The sequence below is a fragment of the Bacillus sp. FH genome, from assembly GCF_052216825.1.
GTDB lineage: Bacteria > Bacillota > Bacilli > Bacillales > Bacillaceae_G > Bacillus_A > Bacillus_A paranthracis.
Map to the genome: position 1 here is coordinate 17,665 of NZ_JBQOUU010000005.1, position 18,032 is coordinate 35,696.

At 36.5% G+C, this 18,032-nt stretch carries 17 protein-coding genes; 10 read left to right on the top strand and 7 right to left on the bottom strand.

Going from position 1 to position 18,032, the window contains the following annotated elements:
- Positions 1-30: 30 nt before the first annotated feature.
- From ACTT1L_RS14225 to ACTT1L_RS14240, 4 genes are all read right to left on the bottom strand, one after another.
- Positions 31-1,503, bottom strand: coding sequence for a sodium:solute symporter family protein (locus ACTT1L_RS14225; RefSeq protein WP_048552835.1), 1,473 nt, complete (start codon positions 1,501-1,503; stop codon positions 31-33).
- The gene (locus ACTT1L_RS14230) at positions 1,500-1,697 is read right to left on the bottom strand and encodes a DUF3311 domain-containing protein (RefSeq protein WP_000719858.1); all 198 of its coding nucleotides are present in this window, start codon (positions 1,695-1,697) and stop codon (positions 1,500-1,502) included. The genes ACTT1L_RS14225 and ACTT1L_RS14230 overlap by 4 nt, the downstream gene beginning before the upstream one ends.
- Position 1,698: 1 nt before the next feature.
- Positions 1,699-2,874: an amidohydrolase gene (locus ACTT1L_RS14235; RefSeq protein WP_442821973.1), complete on the bottom strand. Its 1,176-nt coding sequence runs from the start codon at positions 2,872-2,874 to the stop codon at positions 1,699-1,701.
- A 132-nt stretch (positions 2,875-3,006) separates the two neighbouring features.
- Complete coding sequence (locus ACTT1L_RS14240) at positions 3,007-3,717, bottom strand: C39 family peptidase (protein WP_076874448.1); 711 nt, start codon at positions 3,715-3,717, stop codon at positions 3,007-3,009.
- Positions 3,718-4,097: 380 nt separating this feature from the next.
- On the opposite strand from ACTT1L_RS14240, the gene ACTT1L_RS14245 reads away from it, so the two are divergent.
- The 8 genes from ACTT1L_RS14245 (at position 4,098) to ACTT1L_RS14280 (ending at position 12,380) form a co-directional block, all read left to right on the top strand.
- Positions 4,098-5,513 (top strand): amino acid permease, encoded by a 1,416-nt coding sequence (locus ACTT1L_RS14245; RefSeq protein WP_071742037.1) that lies wholly within the window; start codon positions 4,098-4,100, stop codon positions 5,511-5,513.
- 282 nt (positions 5,514-5,795) lie between these two features.
- Positions 5,796-6,671 (top strand): cytochrome aa3 quinol oxidase subunit II, encoded by an 876-nt coding sequence (locus ACTT1L_RS14250; RefSeq protein WP_001176167.1) that lies wholly within the window; start codon positions 5,796-5,798, stop codon positions 6,669-6,671.
- A gap of 33 nt (positions 6,672-6,704) precedes the next feature.
- Entirely contained in the window at positions 6,705-8,639 is a 1,935-nt protein-coding gene (gene qoxB, locus ACTT1L_RS14255; RefSeq protein WP_000762372.1) for a cytochrome aa3 quinol oxidase subunit I, read from the top strand.
- 13 nt (positions 8,640-8,652) lie between these two features.
- Positions 8,653-9,255 (top strand): cytochrome aa3 quinol oxidase subunit III, encoded by a 603-nt coding sequence (qoxC, locus tag ACTT1L_RS14260; protein WP_000729317.1) that lies wholly within the window; start codon positions 8,653-8,655, stop codon positions 9,253-9,255.
- On the top strand, positions 9,256-9,567 hold the full coding sequence (gene qoxD / locus ACTT1L_RS14265; protein WP_000531380.1) for a cytochrome aa3 quinol oxidase subunit IV: 312 nt from the start codon (positions 9,256-9,258) through the stop codon (positions 9,565-9,567). It begins immediately after the preceding gene.
- Positions 9,568-9,787: 220 nt separating this feature from the next.
- Entirely contained in the window at positions 9,788-11,617 is a 1,830-nt protein-coding gene (locus ACTT1L_RS14270; RefSeq protein ID WP_000399984.1) for a monovalent cation:proton antiporter family protein, read from the top strand.
- Between the two features lie 53 nt (positions 11,618-11,670).
- Positions 11,671-11,928 (top strand): DUF4022 family protein, encoded by a 258-nt coding sequence (locus ACTT1L_RS14275; RefSeq protein ID WP_001996702.1) that lies wholly within the window; start codon positions 11,671-11,673, stop codon positions 11,926-11,928.
- A gap of 14 nt (positions 11,929-11,942) precedes the next feature.
- Positions 11,943-12,380, top strand: a complete 438-nt coding sequence (locus ACTT1L_RS14280) for a GNAT family N-acetyltransferase (protein WP_071742038.1) — start codon at positions 11,943-11,945, stop codon at positions 12,378-12,380.
- A gap of 39 nt (positions 12,381-12,419) precedes the next feature.
- On the opposite strand, the gene ACTT1L_RS14285 is transcribed toward ACTT1L_RS14280, so the two are convergent.
- The 3 genes from ACTT1L_RS14285 to ACTT1L_RS14295 all read right to left on the bottom strand — a co-directional run bounded on the left by ACTT1L_RS14285 (position 12,420) and on the right by ACTT1L_RS14295 (position 14,629).
- The gene (locus ACTT1L_RS14285) at positions 12,420-12,848 is read right to left on the bottom strand and encodes a hypothetical protein (RefSeq protein WP_074540891.1); all 429 of its coding nucleotides are present in this window, start codon (positions 12,846-12,848) and stop codon (positions 12,420-12,422) included.
- A 4-nt stretch (positions 12,849-12,852) separates the two neighbouring features.
- On the bottom strand, positions 12,853-13,053 hold the full coding sequence (locus tag ACTT1L_RS14290; RefSeq protein ID WP_000301182.1) for a helix-turn-helix transcriptional regulator: 201 nt from the start codon (positions 13,051-13,053) through the stop codon (positions 12,853-12,855).
- Between the two features lie 283 nt (positions 13,054-13,336).
- Complete coding sequence (locus tag ACTT1L_RS14295; RefSeq protein WP_242277407.1) at positions 13,337-14,629, bottom strand: NCS2 family permease; 1,293 nt, start codon at positions 14,627-14,629, stop codon at positions 13,337-13,339.
- Between the two features lie 280 nt (positions 14,630-14,909).
- Here ACTT1L_RS14295 and ACTT1L_RS14300 point away from each other — a divergent pair, with 280 nt between their 5' ends.
- Both ACTT1L_RS14300 and ACTT1L_RS14305 read left to right on the top strand, forming a co-directional pair.
- Positions 14,910-16,301: an amino acid permease gene (locus ACTT1L_RS14300; protein WP_001164906.1), complete on the top strand. Its 1,392-nt coding sequence runs from the start codon at positions 14,910-14,912 to the stop codon at positions 16,299-16,301.
- A gap of 181 nt (positions 16,302-16,482) precedes the next feature.
- Positions 16,483-18,030 (top strand): DNA-binding protein, encoded by a 1,548-nt coding sequence (locus tag ACTT1L_RS14305; protein ID WP_071742041.1) that lies wholly within the window; start codon positions 16,483-16,485, stop codon positions 18,028-18,030.
- Positions 18,031-18,032: the final 2 nt, after the last annotated feature.

An 18,032-nucleotide genomic window follows, 5' to 3' on the forward strand; every position in this document is an offset into this window, starting at 1 on the left:
CTCTTGTCAAAGATAGCTCTAGCATATGAATTACTTTTCTACTATTATATTGTCTGCTTTTATAGACACATTTTTCGTGAATCCGCTAACGATAAACATCACAATCATATTTATTAATAACGCAACTATACCTACATTTAAATCTTTTATATATTGAGGGAAACCCGGAAACATCGTAGCTATAGTTGAACCAGATAAAGTAATATACGCAACCACTAACAACCCAATCCCCATCCCTGCAATTGCTCCTTGCTTCGTAATAACCTGACGTGGAAACAAACTACATACAAGTGCCGGGAAAAGTTGTGTCACTATACTATATCCCATTAAAAGAAGTGCCCCTATCGTTTCTCCACCTTTAAAAGTAAACAAAACAGCTACAAGCGTTACTACAGGAACAAATAATTTCGCTACTTTTGCCACTTGTCGATCCGAGGCAGATGGGACCATTGTTCGGTAAATATTTTTCGCTAATAATGTAGAAGCGGCCATGACAAGCATAGAACCTGGAACTAATGCCGTTAAAACTCCAGCACTACCAATAACCCCAATAAACCAAGGATCAAAAGTTTGAAGAGCCAGACGGAATAACGAAAGGTCTACATCCCCTCCCTTTAATCCAGGAACTTGCAAGATAGCTGCGAACCCTGCAAAGAACACGAAAAGTAAAACTAAAGAGTACAGTGGCATAATGGCCGCATTTTTACGAAATACTTTTTCATTTTTTGCAGAGAAAGCAGAGGCAAATGTATGGGGCCACATATAGAAACCGAGAGCTGTTAATACAATAGTAGAAACAAACCAAGAAATGCTCATTCCTTCATCAGGTAAAGATAAAAATCCTGGTTTTGCTGCTTCTACAGCTTCAAACATCGGCTGAAATCCTCCGTAATAATGGTACGGTAAATATATACCTAAAAACATAACGATAAACAGGATCATAATATCCTTCAAAGCGGCCGTCCAAGCAGAGCCGTGTATACCTGAAACCATTACATATATTGTTATAACAATTGCGCCAATCCACACTGCGATAACTGGTGATACCCTTCCGTAAGACGCTTCCGAAACGATAATTCCTAATCCTTTTAACTGTAAAACAAGGTATGGGATAATCGAAATAACCCCAATGATAGAAACGATAAGGCCAAGTGCCTGACTCTTATATTTCTTCACAAAAAAATCTGGCTGCGAAACTAGATTATGCTCTTTTGCATACTTCCAAACTGGTGGTAATAAAAAATAAGATAAAATATAAGCTAACGCACCATAACCTAAAATATAAAAAGTAGGTGCTCCTTTACTATACGCCCATCCACTTCCACCTAAAAATGTGAATGTCGTATAAATTTCACCTGCCATAAGAAGAAAAACAAAAATAGTACCAAAGCCTCTTCCTCCAACTGACCATTGCTCTAAATTCATATCTTTTCCATGTTGCGCCCGAATTCCCAAAAATAGTGCGAGAAACAAAAATAAAATAATGATAAGTAATGCGGTCATTTTACATCCCCCTTATTAGCAGGATCAAATACGTATACAATCCCCATACAAAGAGATGTAATAAGCACTGATAATAATATCCAAAATAATAAAAATGGCATCCCTAATATGTAAGGAGTAACTGAATTAGCAAATACGGGGCCAACAACTAAACAAAAAACTGGAATAAGCGCTAATACGTGTATTTTCTTCATCTCATTCTCCTTTACTTATGAAATTCATAATCGATGATACAAAGACTTGCACGCCAATTGGTAATGCATCTTCATCAATCGTAAAACGAGGATGATGGTGAGGATATATAATTCCTTTCTCTTTGTTTCCTGCTCCGATAAAAAAGAATGTCCCTGGTGCTTTTTGTAAAAACGCTGAAAAATCTTCTCCAGCCATGGTCGGCTGTAAACGAGTAACTCGTTCTCTTCCATAAAGCTGTAATGCTGTTTGCTCAATAATCTCTGTAACTTTATAATCATTTACGACGGGACGATATCCATATTCATAAGAAAACGTATATTTCGCTCCGTAAGCTTCCGTCACATGCTTTACAATCTGTTCAATTCTTTTCTCTGTTTCCTCTCGCAACTCATGTCTTAAACTCCGCACTGTCCCTTCAATCTCCGCTTGTTCTGGAATCACATTATGAGTTGTCCCAGCGTGAAATTGCGTAACAGATACTACAAGAGAATCTAACGGATTCGTGAGGCGAGAGACAATTTGCTGAAGTTGCGAAACCACTTGTGTACCAATTGCAATACTATCAACTGTTTCATGAGGGATTCCAGCATGTCCACCTTTTCCTTCTATTATAATTTTAAAAACATCTGGAGCAGCCATTGCGGGACCATAAATTACACCTACTTTTCCAACCTCTAACGATGCCCAAAGGTGAGCACCAATAATATAATCGACCCCTTCCATTACACCCGCTGCAACCATTTCCTCTGCACCACCAGGAAAGTTTTCTTCAGCATGTTGGAATAGAAAACGAATCTCCCCTTTAATTTTCTCTCTTGCTTCTACTAACTTATGTACAACTCCAAGTAATATCGCTATATGTCCATCATGGCCACATGCATGCATTACACCCGGATATGTAGAAATAAAGTCAAACTCATTTTCTTCATGAATAGGAAGAGCATCCATGTCAGCACGAACCGCAATAGTTTTACCAGGCTGCTTACCAATTAATCTTGCCATTACACTATATTTAGTAGGTCTTGATACTTCTAAACATGGAATTTCTCGAAATATATCGAACACAAACTGCGATGTTTTCTCTTCTTGAAAAGATAACTCTGGATACTTATGAAAATGTCTTCTCCACTCAATCAATTGATTTTTCGATACAACTAGTTTCTTCGCTACATCCATTTCTCTTCTCCCCTTCTTCACCAAGTTAAATGTTATTATAACGTGAATTGTTAACTTTTAAAAGAATCTTCTGAATTTTCTATTATAATTATTTAAAAATAAAAAGCCATCGAAATGATGACTTTTTCATTATTATAAAATAGTAATCGCTTGTTTCCCCATTTGCTCCCACGCTTTCTCAAACTCTGCTCGTGGAACAGCAAAACGCGGATTATTTTTTAGAGGATCATTTACATATACAAAGTTTTGATCGTATCCAACTACTACTACACTATGCTCAAAATATGTAATTTTCACTTCACCAGAGCTTGTATTCCATGTTTCAAAACTGCTTTCAGCTAGCGGCTTAAACGTCGTATTAATAATAACCCATACTGGAGAACCAGAACTAATTACCTTATATAGATCTTTCACATCTCTATCTGTTAAATTAATTACTTTTTCAGAAACATATTTTTCTGCTAAATTAAAGATTGGTTTATTGTATACACCATATCCTGGTTCAGCTTTCGTATAAATATTACCAACAAATCCCTCATAAGGATTTCCACGCAAACCATTTTGTTCAAATGGAACTCGTTGAATTTCACTAGCAAGCTGCATCTTATCTACTTGTACACCTTTATATTGTAGCAACATAGCTAAGCTTGTCACTTCACATCCACGAGGTAATTCTGGTAACTGTTTTATAAACGGAACATTTTCAATCATAGCCGCTTCTTTCATTTCAGATAGAAAATCTAAGCGTAGCACTTGTGCCTTTTGTATAATCTTATCTTTCCCTATAAAAAACGCTGCAGCAAATATAATTCCAAAAACAAAAAGATATTTTAACTTTTTCATTTTAAACAAAACTCCATTAATTATTATTTTACAGACATACCTCTTACCATTGTACCTTTCTTCTTGCTAGTTTGCTAGAAAGATTCTGTGAATTATTGTTCACAACTACATCGTTATAAAATTCTAATTATTTTTAATAAAAAGAAAAAACAATATACTTTTTAGCAACATTTTGCTAAAATCAAAATTATTAACATGGTGAAGATATCACCTTGTTAATAAACACATTCTTAGAGTATTTAGTCATAGTTCGTTTTTTTACATACTCCATTCATTTCATAGCAAATAAACTGAGTATGTGTCACATCCCCCACTAATGATTAAAAACTCAGAATGAAAACCAGTTAACACATATAAGAAAATAACGGGGTGAGGGGCATATGAATCAACAAGTAGAACAAACAGATTTAAAACGTACAATGAAAAGTAGACACCTATTTATGATTGCACTTGGTGGTGTTATCGGAACTGGCCTATTTATGGGATCTGGTCAAATCGTCCATAACGCCGGCCCTGGTGGTGCTATTCTTGCATTTTTAGTCGGTGGATTTGTTATGTATTTAACGATGTTATGTCTTGGTGAATTATCCGTAGCTATGCCAGAAGCAGGTTCATTCCAAAGCTATGCAAGCAAATTTATTTCACCTGGTTTTGGTTTTGTTGTCGGTTGGATGTATTGGTTAAATTGGGCTGTTACAGTTGGAGTAGAGTTAACAACTGTAAGTATTTTAATGAAACGATGGTTTCCATACGTTTCTTCGTGGATTTGGTGTGTTACATTTGCGGCAGCACTCTTTCTTGTAAACGCTTTATCAGCAAAAGCATATGCAGAAGCAGAATTTTGGTTCGCAAGTGTAAAAGTCGCAACTATTGTTGTTTTCATCGTACTCGGTGGTGCAGTTATGTTCGGTCTACTAGACTTTAACGGAAAACCAGCTCCAATGCTTCACAATTTCACTGAAAATGGCGGCCTATTTCCAAATGGTGCATTAGCTGTTCTTCTTACAATGATTACAGTAAATTACTCCTTCCAAGGAACAGAATTAATCGGAATTGCTTCAGGGGAAAGTGAAAATCCTGAAAAAACAATTCCTAAAGCAATCAAAAATACCATTTGGCGCACACTATTCTTCTTCGTCCTAGCAATATCAGTTGTTGTAGGTTTACTCCCGTGGCAAGAGGCTAATCTAGTCGAAAGTCCATTTGTACTTGTATTTGATGTAGCTGGTGTTCCATATGCAGCAGACATTATGAACTTTGTTATTATTACAGCTGTATTATCCGTAGCCAATTCTGGTCTATACGCAAATTCGCGTATGCTTTGGGCGATGGCAAAACAAGGAATGGCAAGTCCAGCATTTACGAAATTAACTAAAAAAGGTGTACCACTAAACGCATTGATTTTCAGTCTAATCTTTGCAAGTCTATCCCTATTAACAAGTGTATTTGCAGCAGATACTGTCTTTTTAGTTTTAACATCTATCGCAGCAATGGCTGCTGTTGTCGTTTGGATGTCAATTGCGGCTTCACAGTTTTTCTTCCGTAGAAACTTCGTGAAAAACGGTGGTGACATAAATGATTTAAAATATCGCACACCACTTTATCCGCTCGTTCCAATCGTAGCGTTCTCACTCAATTTTATTACATTTGTTAGTTTAGCTTTCATTCCAGATCAGAGAATCGCTCTTTATTGCGGCATTCCATTTATGGTCATTTGTTACATTTTATATCAAGTAAAATATAAAAAAATTGTCACATTTGAACAACAACAGACTATTTCACAAGAAATAAACTAAATATACGAAATATTCAGCTATCTTTCTTATGATAAGATAGCTTTTTTCTATTTCTTGGGTATCCTGGTATAACTTTATTTATCTTAAAATTTTCACAATCGCATTTTTCTCTGGAAAATAGTTTACAATGTAATCAAGTTACAAATGATATTCACCTTAAAAAGTGTGCATTTGTGTCTATTTTTTAACAATATCTCAAAAACTATTGCCTTCTATAAATTAATAGGTTTATATTGTTTTATTGGCATAGTTTCAATCCAAGGAGAAAGGAGATTTTCAATCGTGCAACTAAAGAAAGCGTTTTGGAAGTTGGCTTCGCTTCTTCCGTTATCATTACTTCTGTTCCTCGGTGGCTGTGATAAAAAACTCGCAGTATTAAATCCGCAAGGACCTGTTGCAAAAGCACAGTATGATTTAATTGTTTGGTCATTCTTGCTTATGTCATTAATTATCGCAATTGTATTCATCTTGTTTACAGTCATCTTGATTCGTTATCGTGAAAAACCAGAGAATATGGACTATGAGCCACCTGAACAACACGGTAACACATTATTAGAAATCATTTGGACGCTTGTTCCTGTTATTATCGTTATCGCATTATCGATTCCAACAGTAAAAGCAACTTATGCTTCGGAAGAGGTTCCGAAAGAGTCCAAACATATTAAACCAGTGGAGATTTATGTTACATCTGCAAACTGGAAATGGTTATTCAGTTACCCAGAGGAAAAAATTGAAACCGTTAACTATTTAAACATCCCAGCTGGTGTACCAATTCAATTCAAACTGACTTCTGTCGGCCCAATGAATGCTTTCTGGGTACCAGAACTTGGTGGTATGAAGTACACAATGGATGGCATGATTATGGACCTTTATTTACAAGCTGACAAACCAGGTTCTTACCTAGGTCGTAGCGCGAACTTCTCTGGTGAAGGATTTACTCACATGGAGTTCGAAGTTGAAGCAAAAACTAAAGAGAAATATGACAAGTGGGTTAAAGAAGTACAACAAACTGCTCCTAAACTAACAGAAGATAAGTACAACGAAATTGTTAAACCTGGTGTAGTTGGTCGTATGACATTCTCTAGCCATCACTTAAGTTATGTAGATCCAAAATCACTTGAATATTGTGATTACAACTACTACAAAAACAAAAAATAATAGCTATAATTCCAACAGATTGGAGTGAACACAGTGAAGCTTGATGAATTCTTTGTCACAGGTGACCCGATTATTTACGGTGCAGACGCTTCTATCGTTCTTGTGACATTAGCAATCATTTTCGTACTAACTAAGTATAAAAAATGGAAATGGCTTTGGGACGAATGGTTAACAACTGTTGACCATAAAAAGATTGGGGCCATGTATATTATCTCTGCGGTTATTATGTTATTCCGTGGTGGTATGGACGGTTTAATGATCCGTGCACAGTTAACATTCCCTGAAACAACTTATTTAAACGCTGAACACTATAACGGAATCTTCACAACACATGGTACAGTTATGATTCTTTTCATGGCGATGCCATTCGTTATGGGATTAATGAACCTTGTAGTACCATTACAAATTGGTGCTCGTGACGTTGCATATCCGTTCTTAAATGCTTTAAGTTTCTGGTTATTCTTTGTCGGAGCAATGTTATTCAACATCGCTTTCGTAATCGGTGGTTCTCCAGACGCTGGGTGGACTTCTTACTTCCCAATGGCAGGTACAGAGTTTACTTCTGGTGTAGGAAATAACTACTACGCAATTGCATTACAGATTTCAGGTCTCGGTACGTTAATGACAGGTATTAACTTCCTTGTTACTATCTTAAAAATGCGTACACCTGGTATGACTTTAATGAGAATGCCAATGTTTACTTGGTCAATCTTAATTACAACGATTATCATTATTTTCGCTTTCCCAGTATTAACAGTTGCTCTTGCATTAATGACATTTGACCGTCTATTCGATGCTCACTTCTTTACGATGGCGAGCGGCGGTATGCCAATGTTATGGGCCAACCTATTCTGGGTATGGGGTCACCCTGAAGTATATATCGTTATTTTACCGGCATTCGGTATTTTCTCTGAAATCATTAGTACATTCTCACGTAAACGTCTATTCGGTTACAGTGCGATGGTATACTCAATGGTTGCAATTTCTTTACTAAGTTTCGTCGTATGGCTTCACCACTTCTTCACGATGGGTGCAGGTCCAGCGGTTAACTCATTCTTCTCGATTTCGACAATGGCGATTTCGATTCCAACCGGGGTTAAGATCTTTAACTGGTTGTTTACACTGTATAAAGGACGTATTCGTTTTACAGTTCCAATGCTTTGGTCATTGGCATTTATTCCAAACTTCGTAGTCGGTGGGGTTACAGGGGTTATGCTTGGTATGGCAGCAGCTGATTATCAGTACCATAACAGCTACTTCCTAATCGCTCACTTCCACTACGTATTAATCGCAGGTACAGTATTCGCTATGCTTGCTGGATTCACATTCTGGTATCCAAAAATGACTGGTCATATGTTAAATGAACGCCTAGGTAAATGGACATTCTGGATCTTTATGAGCGGATTCAACATCTGTTTCTTCCCAATGTACTTCTTAGGTTTAGACGGTATGACTCGTCGTATGTACACTTACTCTGAAAGTCTTGGATGGGGATGGCTAAACCAAATCGCATCTGTTGGTGCGGTAATGATGGGTATCGGCTTCCTACTTCTTTGCTACAACGTAATTTGGAGTGCTCGTCACGGTGAACGTGACACAACTGGAGATCCATGGGACGGCCGTACACTTGAATGGGCAACTCAATCTCCTGTACAACATTACAACTTCGCGAAACTTCCTGAAATCAAAGAAGCTGATGCTTTCTGGTACATGAAAAAACGCGGAGAAACAGTTACACCAGCAGCAGAAGACATCAAACCAATTCACATGCCAAGTAACTCTGGTGTGCCTATTATTGCGTCTGGATTCTTCGGTCTTGCAGGTTTCGCATTAGTATTTAGCTGGTTCTGGCTTGCAGCAATCGGCGGCATTGGTATTTTAGCTTGCTTAATCTATCGTTCATTCGATTACGATGAAGGTTACTATATTAGTGTTGATGAAATTAAAAAATCAGAACATGTAGCATGAGAGGTGAAATGATATGGCGGCTTTAGATAAAAGCTTACCTTTGGAATATCAATCCGAACAAAGCAGATTGAATATCCTAGGATTCTGGATTTTTCTTGGGGCTGAAATTATGCTGTTCGCAACACTTTTCGCCTCTTATCTAGTACTTGCTGGTCGTACGGCAGATGGCCCAACACCAGCACAACTGTTTGAACTTAAAACGCTTTTAATTCAAACATTATTACTTTTAACAAGTAGTTTCACATGTGGTATCGTGATTCACGAAATGCGTAAGCACAACCAAAAAGCAATGCTTGGATGGTTCGTCCTTACATTACTTTTAGGTGCAGGCTTCCTATTCTTCGAGATCGAAGAGTTCATTATGTATATTGGTGAAGGCGCAACAATTCAAACAAGTGCTTTCCTATCTGGATTCTTCGTTCTTCTTGGAACGCACGGAGCCCACGTAACAGGCGGTATCATTTGGGCAATTTGTGTTATTATCCAAATTTTAAAACGAGGTTTAACACCAGTTACAGCTCGTAAAGTATTCATTATCAGCTTATACTGGCATTTCCTTGATTTAGTTTGGGTCTTTATTTACACACTAGTTTACTTGAACGGGATGGTGGCGTAAATGGGTCAAAATAACAACCAAGCAAACGGGCATGCGCATAGCGGATTCCCTTGGTCACACGTTTTCGGATTTATTTTATCGCTTGCACTAACGTTTCTAGCGTTATACGTGGCACTTTATACAAACCTGCCACTATCAACGATCTTAACTACCATTATCATAATGGCTGTTGCGCAAGCGTTGTTACAATTAATTATGTTCATGCATTTAAAAGAAGGAGAAGGAAGAGTTCAAGTTCTTACTATGATTTACAGTTTCTTCGTTGCAACTGCAACAGTTGGTTTAACTGTATGGATCTTCTTCTCAATGTAATGTACATGAAAAAGACTGCTGAGATTCCTCAGCAGTCTTTTTTTATTCCCTCCCCTATTACATCCACATTACGGAATTAACAACAGAATCATGAAAAATATACTTATTATGACAAATGTTAAGAAAACTCTTTCTTTATGAAATCGAATCCATATGCGTTGCTTTTCTACCTATTATATGGCTAAATAAGTACTATATTTATTTGAAGGGAGAGAACGCAATGGAACATCACACTTCTGTTCTATCACTTATGGTTGTCGTTGCAATCGCGTTTTTCGTTCCCCTTTTGTTACAACGCTTTAAATTAAAAGCACTTCCTGTCGTTGTTGCAGAAATCATCGCAGGAATCTTTGTAGGTAAAAGTGGGTTTAATATTATTGAGCCAGATATGTGGCTTCAAGTCTTATCGACACTAGGATTTATCTTTCTTATGTTTTTAAGCGGTTTAGAAATTGATTTTTCTATCTTTAAACAAAAAGGGAAAAAGAACACGACAAACGAACCAAACACATTCCAAGCAGCAAGTATTATCTTCTTATTTATTTTCATCTTATCTTATGCCCTATCCCTACTATTCGTATGGCTAGGATTTGTAGATAATGCAATGTTTATGACTTTAATCATTTCAACAATCTCTTTAGGTGTTGTCGTACCAACATTAAAAGAGAATAACTTAGGAAAAACAGCAATTGGGCAAATCATTTTATTAGTCGCTGTTATTGCGGATTTAGTTACAATGATTTTACTCGCTGTATTCGTCGGATTAAATTCCGAAAGCGGCCAAAGCATGTGGCTCCTTCTTCTTCTATTCGGCGCTGGTATTGTTATTTACTTCGTTGCAAAACGTTTTAAAAACATTCCATACTTAGATAGCTTAAAAGCTGGTAGTGTACAAATTGATACAAGAGCTGTTTTTGCACTCATCTTAATATTAGTTGGGTTATCTGAATCCGTTGGAGCCGAAAATATTTTAGGTGCCTTCTTAGCAGGTGTACTCGTATCATTATTATCACCAAATGAAGATATGGTTGAAAAACTGGATTCTATCGGATACGGTTTCTTCATTCCTATTTTCTTCGTAATGGTTGGTGTAAATTTAGAGGTTTGGTCTATTTTTAAAGAGCCTTCTAGTATGCTAATGATTCCAATTCTAATTGTAGGACTCTTTATCTCAAAACTGTTACCATCACTCGTTTTACGAAAATGGTATCCACGTAATATCGTACTGGGGAGTGCCATCTTATTAACATCGACACTTTCTTTAGTTATTGCAGCTGCACAAATTGGTGAAAAGCTAGGGATCATCAGTCCAAGTTTATCTGCTTCCCTTATTTTAAGCGCAGTTATTACTTGTATTTTTGCGCCTATATTATTTAAAAAGATGTTCCCAAAAGTAGAAACGCCAAAACCAAAAGTTTCTATTATTGGTGCGAGCAGAATTACCCTTCCGTTATCACTTGATTTAAAACGAGAAGATTATGACGTAACACTATATATGATGCGTCAAAATAAAATAAATGATGAGGAAGCGAAATCGCACGACTTCCCTATTGTGAAATTAGATGACATCACAATTGCATCATTAACCGAACAAACAGCATTTCATGCAGACCGCGTTGTTGTTGCAACAAGTGATGATGAACAAAACTTACTATTAGCAGAACATGCAAAAGAACTAGGTGTTGAACATGTTATTGCAAGTGTAGAAGATCCGCTTCTACAGGAAAAAGCAACACAAGAACATATCGCCGTATTCTCAACCATTAACTCTACACGTATTCTATTACGTGCATTAATTGATAAACCGAGTCTCGTTCGCTTAATTACAACAGCAAACGAAACAGTCCGTGAAGTTGAACTACGAAGCAATAAATATAACGGCGTTGCACTTCGTCGCCTTCCGTTTTTAGGTGATGTACTAGTCATTCAAATTTATCGTGGGAATAAAGCATTAATCCCTCATGGTGATACAAGACTACAACACGGTGACACATTACTTGTAACAGGCTCAAAGGAACATATCGATACACTAAAAAGCATATTAGAATAGAAAAATGCCCCTTACATAATTAAGGGGCATTTTTTTTCATTCCATATGGTAAAATGTTACTATCACATATTATGAGGATGGATTACATTATGTCTATTATAACTTTAGCTCTCTTATTATTAGCAGAAATACTCGTTGCCATTATTCTCATCGGTGTTAGTATTGAAATTTGTAGTTACGGATGGAAAAGATCAAATGGAATAAAATACTCTTGCCTCTTACTTTCACTCCTTCTCGGAACCGCTAGTATACTCGGACTTTTCGCCGCACCTGCCTATTTCTTTATACAATTAACAGAAAAAGCCTTATAAGAAAGGATGTTAATATGATTACCGTGAAAAATATTGATGGATCTGAAACTTACGTATTACGTCAAAAAATTTTGCGCCCGAATCAAACATTAGCAGATTGTAAATACCCTTCTGACTATGAAACAGATACCTTTCACTTAGGCGCATTTATAAACGATCAACTTATTAGTATCGCTTCTTTCTCAAAGGAAATGCATCCCGACTTACAGGCAGGTATGCATTATCGTCTACGAGGAATGGCCACATTGCCTGAGTTTCGAAACAACCACGCTGGAAGCTCCTTAATTCAGAAAGCAAAACAAATCTTACAAGAGCGTCAAGCAAATATGCTATGGTGTAATGGCCGAATTACTGTAGCTGACTATTACAAGCGCTTAGGCTTCCAAGAACATGGTGAAATCTTTGAAATTGAACCAATTGGCCTTCATAAAGTACTGTATAAAAGAATATAAGAAAAGCTTTCCGCAATACGGGAAAGCTTTTCTTATATTTCAATCTTCACTTTTTATCTTTTTCATATATATGTATATAAACAAACTAGGAACTAAAAAACAAGCAAACATAATAAGTCCTGTCATACTAATTTCCTTTATCGAAATATCTGGTGTTACAACGATACAAATAGCTAAAATCCCAATAACAATACTTACAGGAATTAATAATAGTTTCATGAAATAGCTACGTGATACTCCCCCTGTATGCTCATACACTTCCACTGAATTTTTCAGATTTAAAAAGTTAATAACTACAATCCCACCCATAAATACCATTAATAAATCCGAAACACTTTCATATCCTGCATCTTGCAAAACGTAGCGATAAAAAACAATACCTAGTATGAAAATATTTTGTAAGATGAAAACTAATCTAATATGTTTTAACCCCTCAATCATTAAACGTTCATCTTTCACAATTTTCATCGAATCACTCCTTTTCCTCCCAAAACAAATCATTCAAAGTTTTATCTACTGCATAACAAATTTTCAAACATAAATCTAAAGACGGATTGTATTTGCCCTTCTCAATTAAACTAATCGTTTGCCTTGTAACGCCTACTTTTTCTGCTAATTGTTGCTGTGTTAAATCTAACTGAACACGCGCGACTTTTATTTTACTTACAGCCATTCATGTTCCCCCTCCATCCATATTGTAACATATATATTCCATTAAGTAATTTATATTTTGCGTGACTGATTATAGTTTCACTTTACCCCGCATTAACGGGCAGTAAGACTCCCTCCTAATAATTAAGCTAATAACCAGATATCCAGAGAGAGTCAAACTGCCCATAAAAGCCCGATTGGTTCAACTAATAATCAGTGGGGGATGAACAGAACCCCCACTGATTATAGTTTCACTTTATTATACACAAAAAAGGAGCCCCTCATAAGAAGCCCCCTCTCCTATATTATAAGAATAAATGACATCCAAATAAAATTGTAAATAAGTAGAGTAACGGATGTACCTCCATCCCTTTCCCTTTCACAATTTTTAAGACTGGATACACTAAAAATCCAATTGCAATTCCATTCGCAATACTAGACGTTAACGGAATACCAACGAAAATTAAAAATGCTGGTAATGCATCTTCAAATTCATTCCAATTAATATCACGAATACTTTGTGCCATTAAACTACCGACAATAATTAATGAAGGAGCTGTAATAGCGGCTACACTTGATAAAGAAGCAATAACAGGGCTAAAGAATGCCGTTATAATCGTTAGGCCGACTACTACAATACCTGTTAATCCCGTTTTACCACCTGCAGCAATACCAGCTGAAGATTCAATCGTCGCTGCTGTTGGGCTTGTCCCAAAGATAGAGCCTGTAGTACCGCCAATTGCATCCGCAATAAATGCTTTACCAAAACGTTTCTCTGTATTATCTGTAATTAAACCTGCTTGTTTAATTAAACCGAGTAATGCTCCTGTTGTATCAAATAACAGTACAAGTAAAAATGAAAATACAACGCCATATAATCCGTATTCAATTACATCTGAAAAGGCGTTAATTGGATTTGAAACGATAATCCCCTCTGGTAAATGAGGCATCGCAACAATTTTATCCGTAAACTTCAGCTGCCCTGTAAAGAAGGCGATAATTCCTGTCACAATCATACTAATAAATAATGCACCGCTCACACGCAATGTCATTAATACCGCCGCTAAAATCAAACCAATTAAAGTTAAAATAACGGCTGGAGAATGGAAATCACCAATCGTAACTAAGTTAGATGGATGATCAACGATAATTCCAGATAGACGTAATCCAATAAAAGTAATAAATAACCCAATTCCACCTGCAATTGCATGTTTTAAACTATCAGGAATTGCGACAATAAGCTTTTGCCTAAATGAAGTGAAAGATAATAAAAGAAAAATGATACCTGTTACAAATACTGCTGAAAACGCAATGACATATGTAATCCCCTCTGCCTGTTGAACGACAGAATAAGCAAAATACGCATTCATTCCCATAGCTGGAGCAATAACAATTGGATAGTTAGCTAAAAACGCCATACATAGCGTCCCTACAACAGTCGCAATAATAGTTGCCGTAAAAGCTTGATCAAATGGTACACCTGCATCAGATAATATTTTCGGATTGATGACAAGAATATACGCAAATGTAAAAAAAGTTGTGATGCCAGCTAAAAGCTCTTGCTTCACAGAAGTGTTATATTTTTGTAATTGAAACATGGTTATGTACCCTTCCTACATCTGAATTATTATCACACATTCTTTTCTTACTAGTATGTGAGAAAATATAATACTTAATCTTAACAATCAATAAAAAGAAGAGTCAATATATTCGCTAATAGTTCGAATTTTAAGTTTAAGTCTGACAAGTACAGATGTAGTACAGTTAATAATGATTATTTTTGTAGCATAACAGATGGAAATGTTTTATAATTTGAAATAGTTAAATATTTAGTAAACGCATTCAAATATCGTTCACTCTACAAGGGGGATTCTTCTTATGCAGCACACAAACAAATCTGGAACTTTAAACCGAGGTTTAAAAGAACGACATATTACTTTAATGTCACTCGGTTCAGCTATTGGCGTTGGACTATTTTTAGGATCTGCTTCTGCTATTAAACTAGCTGGTCCTTCTATTTTACTAGGCTATATGATTGCTGGACTCGTTATTTTTTTCATTATGCGAGCACTCGGAGAAATGGCAATTGAACAACCTGTTGCTGGCTCTTTTAGTAAATATGCATATGATTATCTTGGACCACTAGCTGGCTATATTACCGGTTGGAACTACTGGTTCTTATGGGTTGTTACTTGCATGGCTGAAATTACGGCTGCTGGCATTTACATGCAGTACTGGTTCCCAGATATTCCGCGCTGGACTTGGGCTTTACTCGCTCTATTATTAATGAGTGCTTTCAACTTTTTATCTGTAAAAGTATTTGGAGAACTTGAATTTTGGTTTGCTCTCATTAAAATTGTCACAATTATCTGTATGATAGTAGTTGGGGCTGGTATTATTTTATTTGGCTTCGGAAACGGTGGTATCGCTACTGGCATTTCAAACCTTTGGTCACATGGTGGCTGGTTCCCAAATGGTTTTTCTGGGTTACTCCTCTCCATGCAAATGGTGCTATTCGCTTATTTAGGCGTTGAATTAATCGGCGTTACAGCGGGTGAAGCGCAAAACCCGAAAAAAACACTCGCAAAAGCAATCGATAACGTATTTTGGAGAATCTTACTGTTCTACGTTGGGGCTCTATTCGTTATGATGGCAATTTATCCATGGAACGAACTTGGTGAGAAAGGAAGTCCATTTGTATTAACATTCCAGCAAATCGGTATCGCAAAAGCAGCAGGGATTATTAACTTTGTCGTATTAACAGCAGCTCTTTCTTCTTGTAATGGTGGTTTATTTAGTACAGGCCGCATGCTGTATACATTAGCTCAACAGAAAAAAGCTCCGGAAAGATTCGGTCGTTTAAATAAAAATGGCATTCCAAGTCAAGGAATTGTAGCAACAGCAATCGTTTTACTCGTTGGTGTTATATTAAACTATCTTGTGCCCGCAAAAGTATTTACATGGCTCACTAGTATTTCAACTTTCGGGGCAATTTGGACTTGGGGTATTATATTAGTCGCTCAAATTAAGTTCCGTAAAAGTTTGCCGACGCAAAACAAACAAAAGTTATCGTATAAAATGCCTTTATACCCATTAAGTTCATATTTCTCACTTGCTTTCCTTGCACTCGTATTATGTATAATGGCGTATTCAGAAGATACAAGGATTGCATTAATTGTTGGACCAATTTGGCTTATCGGTTTAGCTGTCGTGTATTACATGAAAGGTTTTCATAAAATTGATGAAACACCTAATTCAAAAATTAGTTAAGCAAAACATCCCTTCCTTATTACTTGGAAGGGATATTTTTATGCCTATATAAATATTTCTCAACAAATTTCACGGTATTTTTACAAATTTTTAATATTTTTTATGTTTTCCGTCTTTATTTTTACAGAAAAATAAATTACATTATTAAAGCACATATATTTATTATTAGGGGGATTCTTCTATGAAGAATAAAAAATGGATTACATTTTCTTTAGCAACAGCAATTACACTAAGCATAGGGGCTTCGTTCATACCATCTACTTATGCCGAAAGCTCTGTAGACCCAGCTCCTGAAATTGCTGCAAAAGTTGTAAATCAAAACAATGGGAAAAAAGTATTATTCGATAATACACACGGTCAAACTGCCGGGACTGCTGACTGGGTTATCGATGGTGGCTTTTCTGATTTCGGAAACGGCATTGCCCAAAACGGCTATCATGTAAAAGAACTACGTAAATCAACACCGATTACATACGAAGATTTAAAAGACTACAATGTGTTTATCGTTCCAGAAGCAAATATTCCTTACAAAAAATCTGAACAAGATGCTATGTTACAATACGTGAAAAATGGCGGTAGTATCTTCTTCATTGCCGATCATTATAATGCAGATCGTAATAAAAATCGTTGGGACTCTTCTGAAGTATTTAACGGATATAGACGCGGTGCTTGGGATAATCCAGCAAAAGGAATGTCTAACGAAGAAGCCAATTCACAAGCTATGCAAGGAGTAGAAAGCTCTGATTGGCTATCTGACAACTTCGGTATTCGCTTCCGCTATAATGCAATCGGTGATGTTTCCGCTAAAAATATTGTATCACCTGAACAATCATTCGGAATTACAGAAGGGGTTTCATCTGTAGCAATGCATGCTGGTTCTACTTTAGCAATTACAAATCCAAAACTAGCAAAAGGACTTGTTTATCTTCCAGAAAACCCAGCAAAATGGAATAACGCTGTTGATAGCGGTGTGTATAACGGCGGTGGTGTTGCAGAAGGTCCTTATGCTGCTATCGCAAAAGTAGGGCTTGGAAAAGCTGCCTTTATTGGAGACTCTTCTCCTGTTGAAGATGCTACGCCAAAATACGTTCGTGAAGACTCTGGCCAAACAAAGAAAACTTACGATGGATATAAAGAAGAAAACGATGCGATTTTACTAGAAAATATCGTAAATTGGCTATCGAATAAAGAAACATTTACAAGTTTAGACCAAGTAAATGGTTTACAACTTGATTTACCTACCACTTTACAAACATTTGAACAACCAAGCTTATCAACTGAGCCACAACCTGAACCTTGGAGTGCGCCAAATGCAGGTTATCAATGGTTTAATACAAATACTTTTAAACCTGGTTCATATGGCTATAACGGTGCAGTAACAGCAAATGACTACGTAGTTACACACCCTAGCACTCTACCAAACAATGAAGTGTTCCAAATCAAAATTCAAGTAAATAACTTATTACCAAACACAACATACAATAATTATTCTTTAGGTATATTCACTACTGGCGGTACACAAGTAGCAAAAGTTCAAAATACAAACGGCACTTGGCCATCTACTTTCGGATATAGTAGTGCATTTTCTTTCACAACAAACAGCTTAGGTTCTACTGAAAAAATTGTGAACGTACAAATCGATCCAAATACGACTGGACAAGCAACACTTCGTCTACGCCAAAATACGACAGCGAAATATAGTGAGACTGTAACGATTAATAAGAAATAATG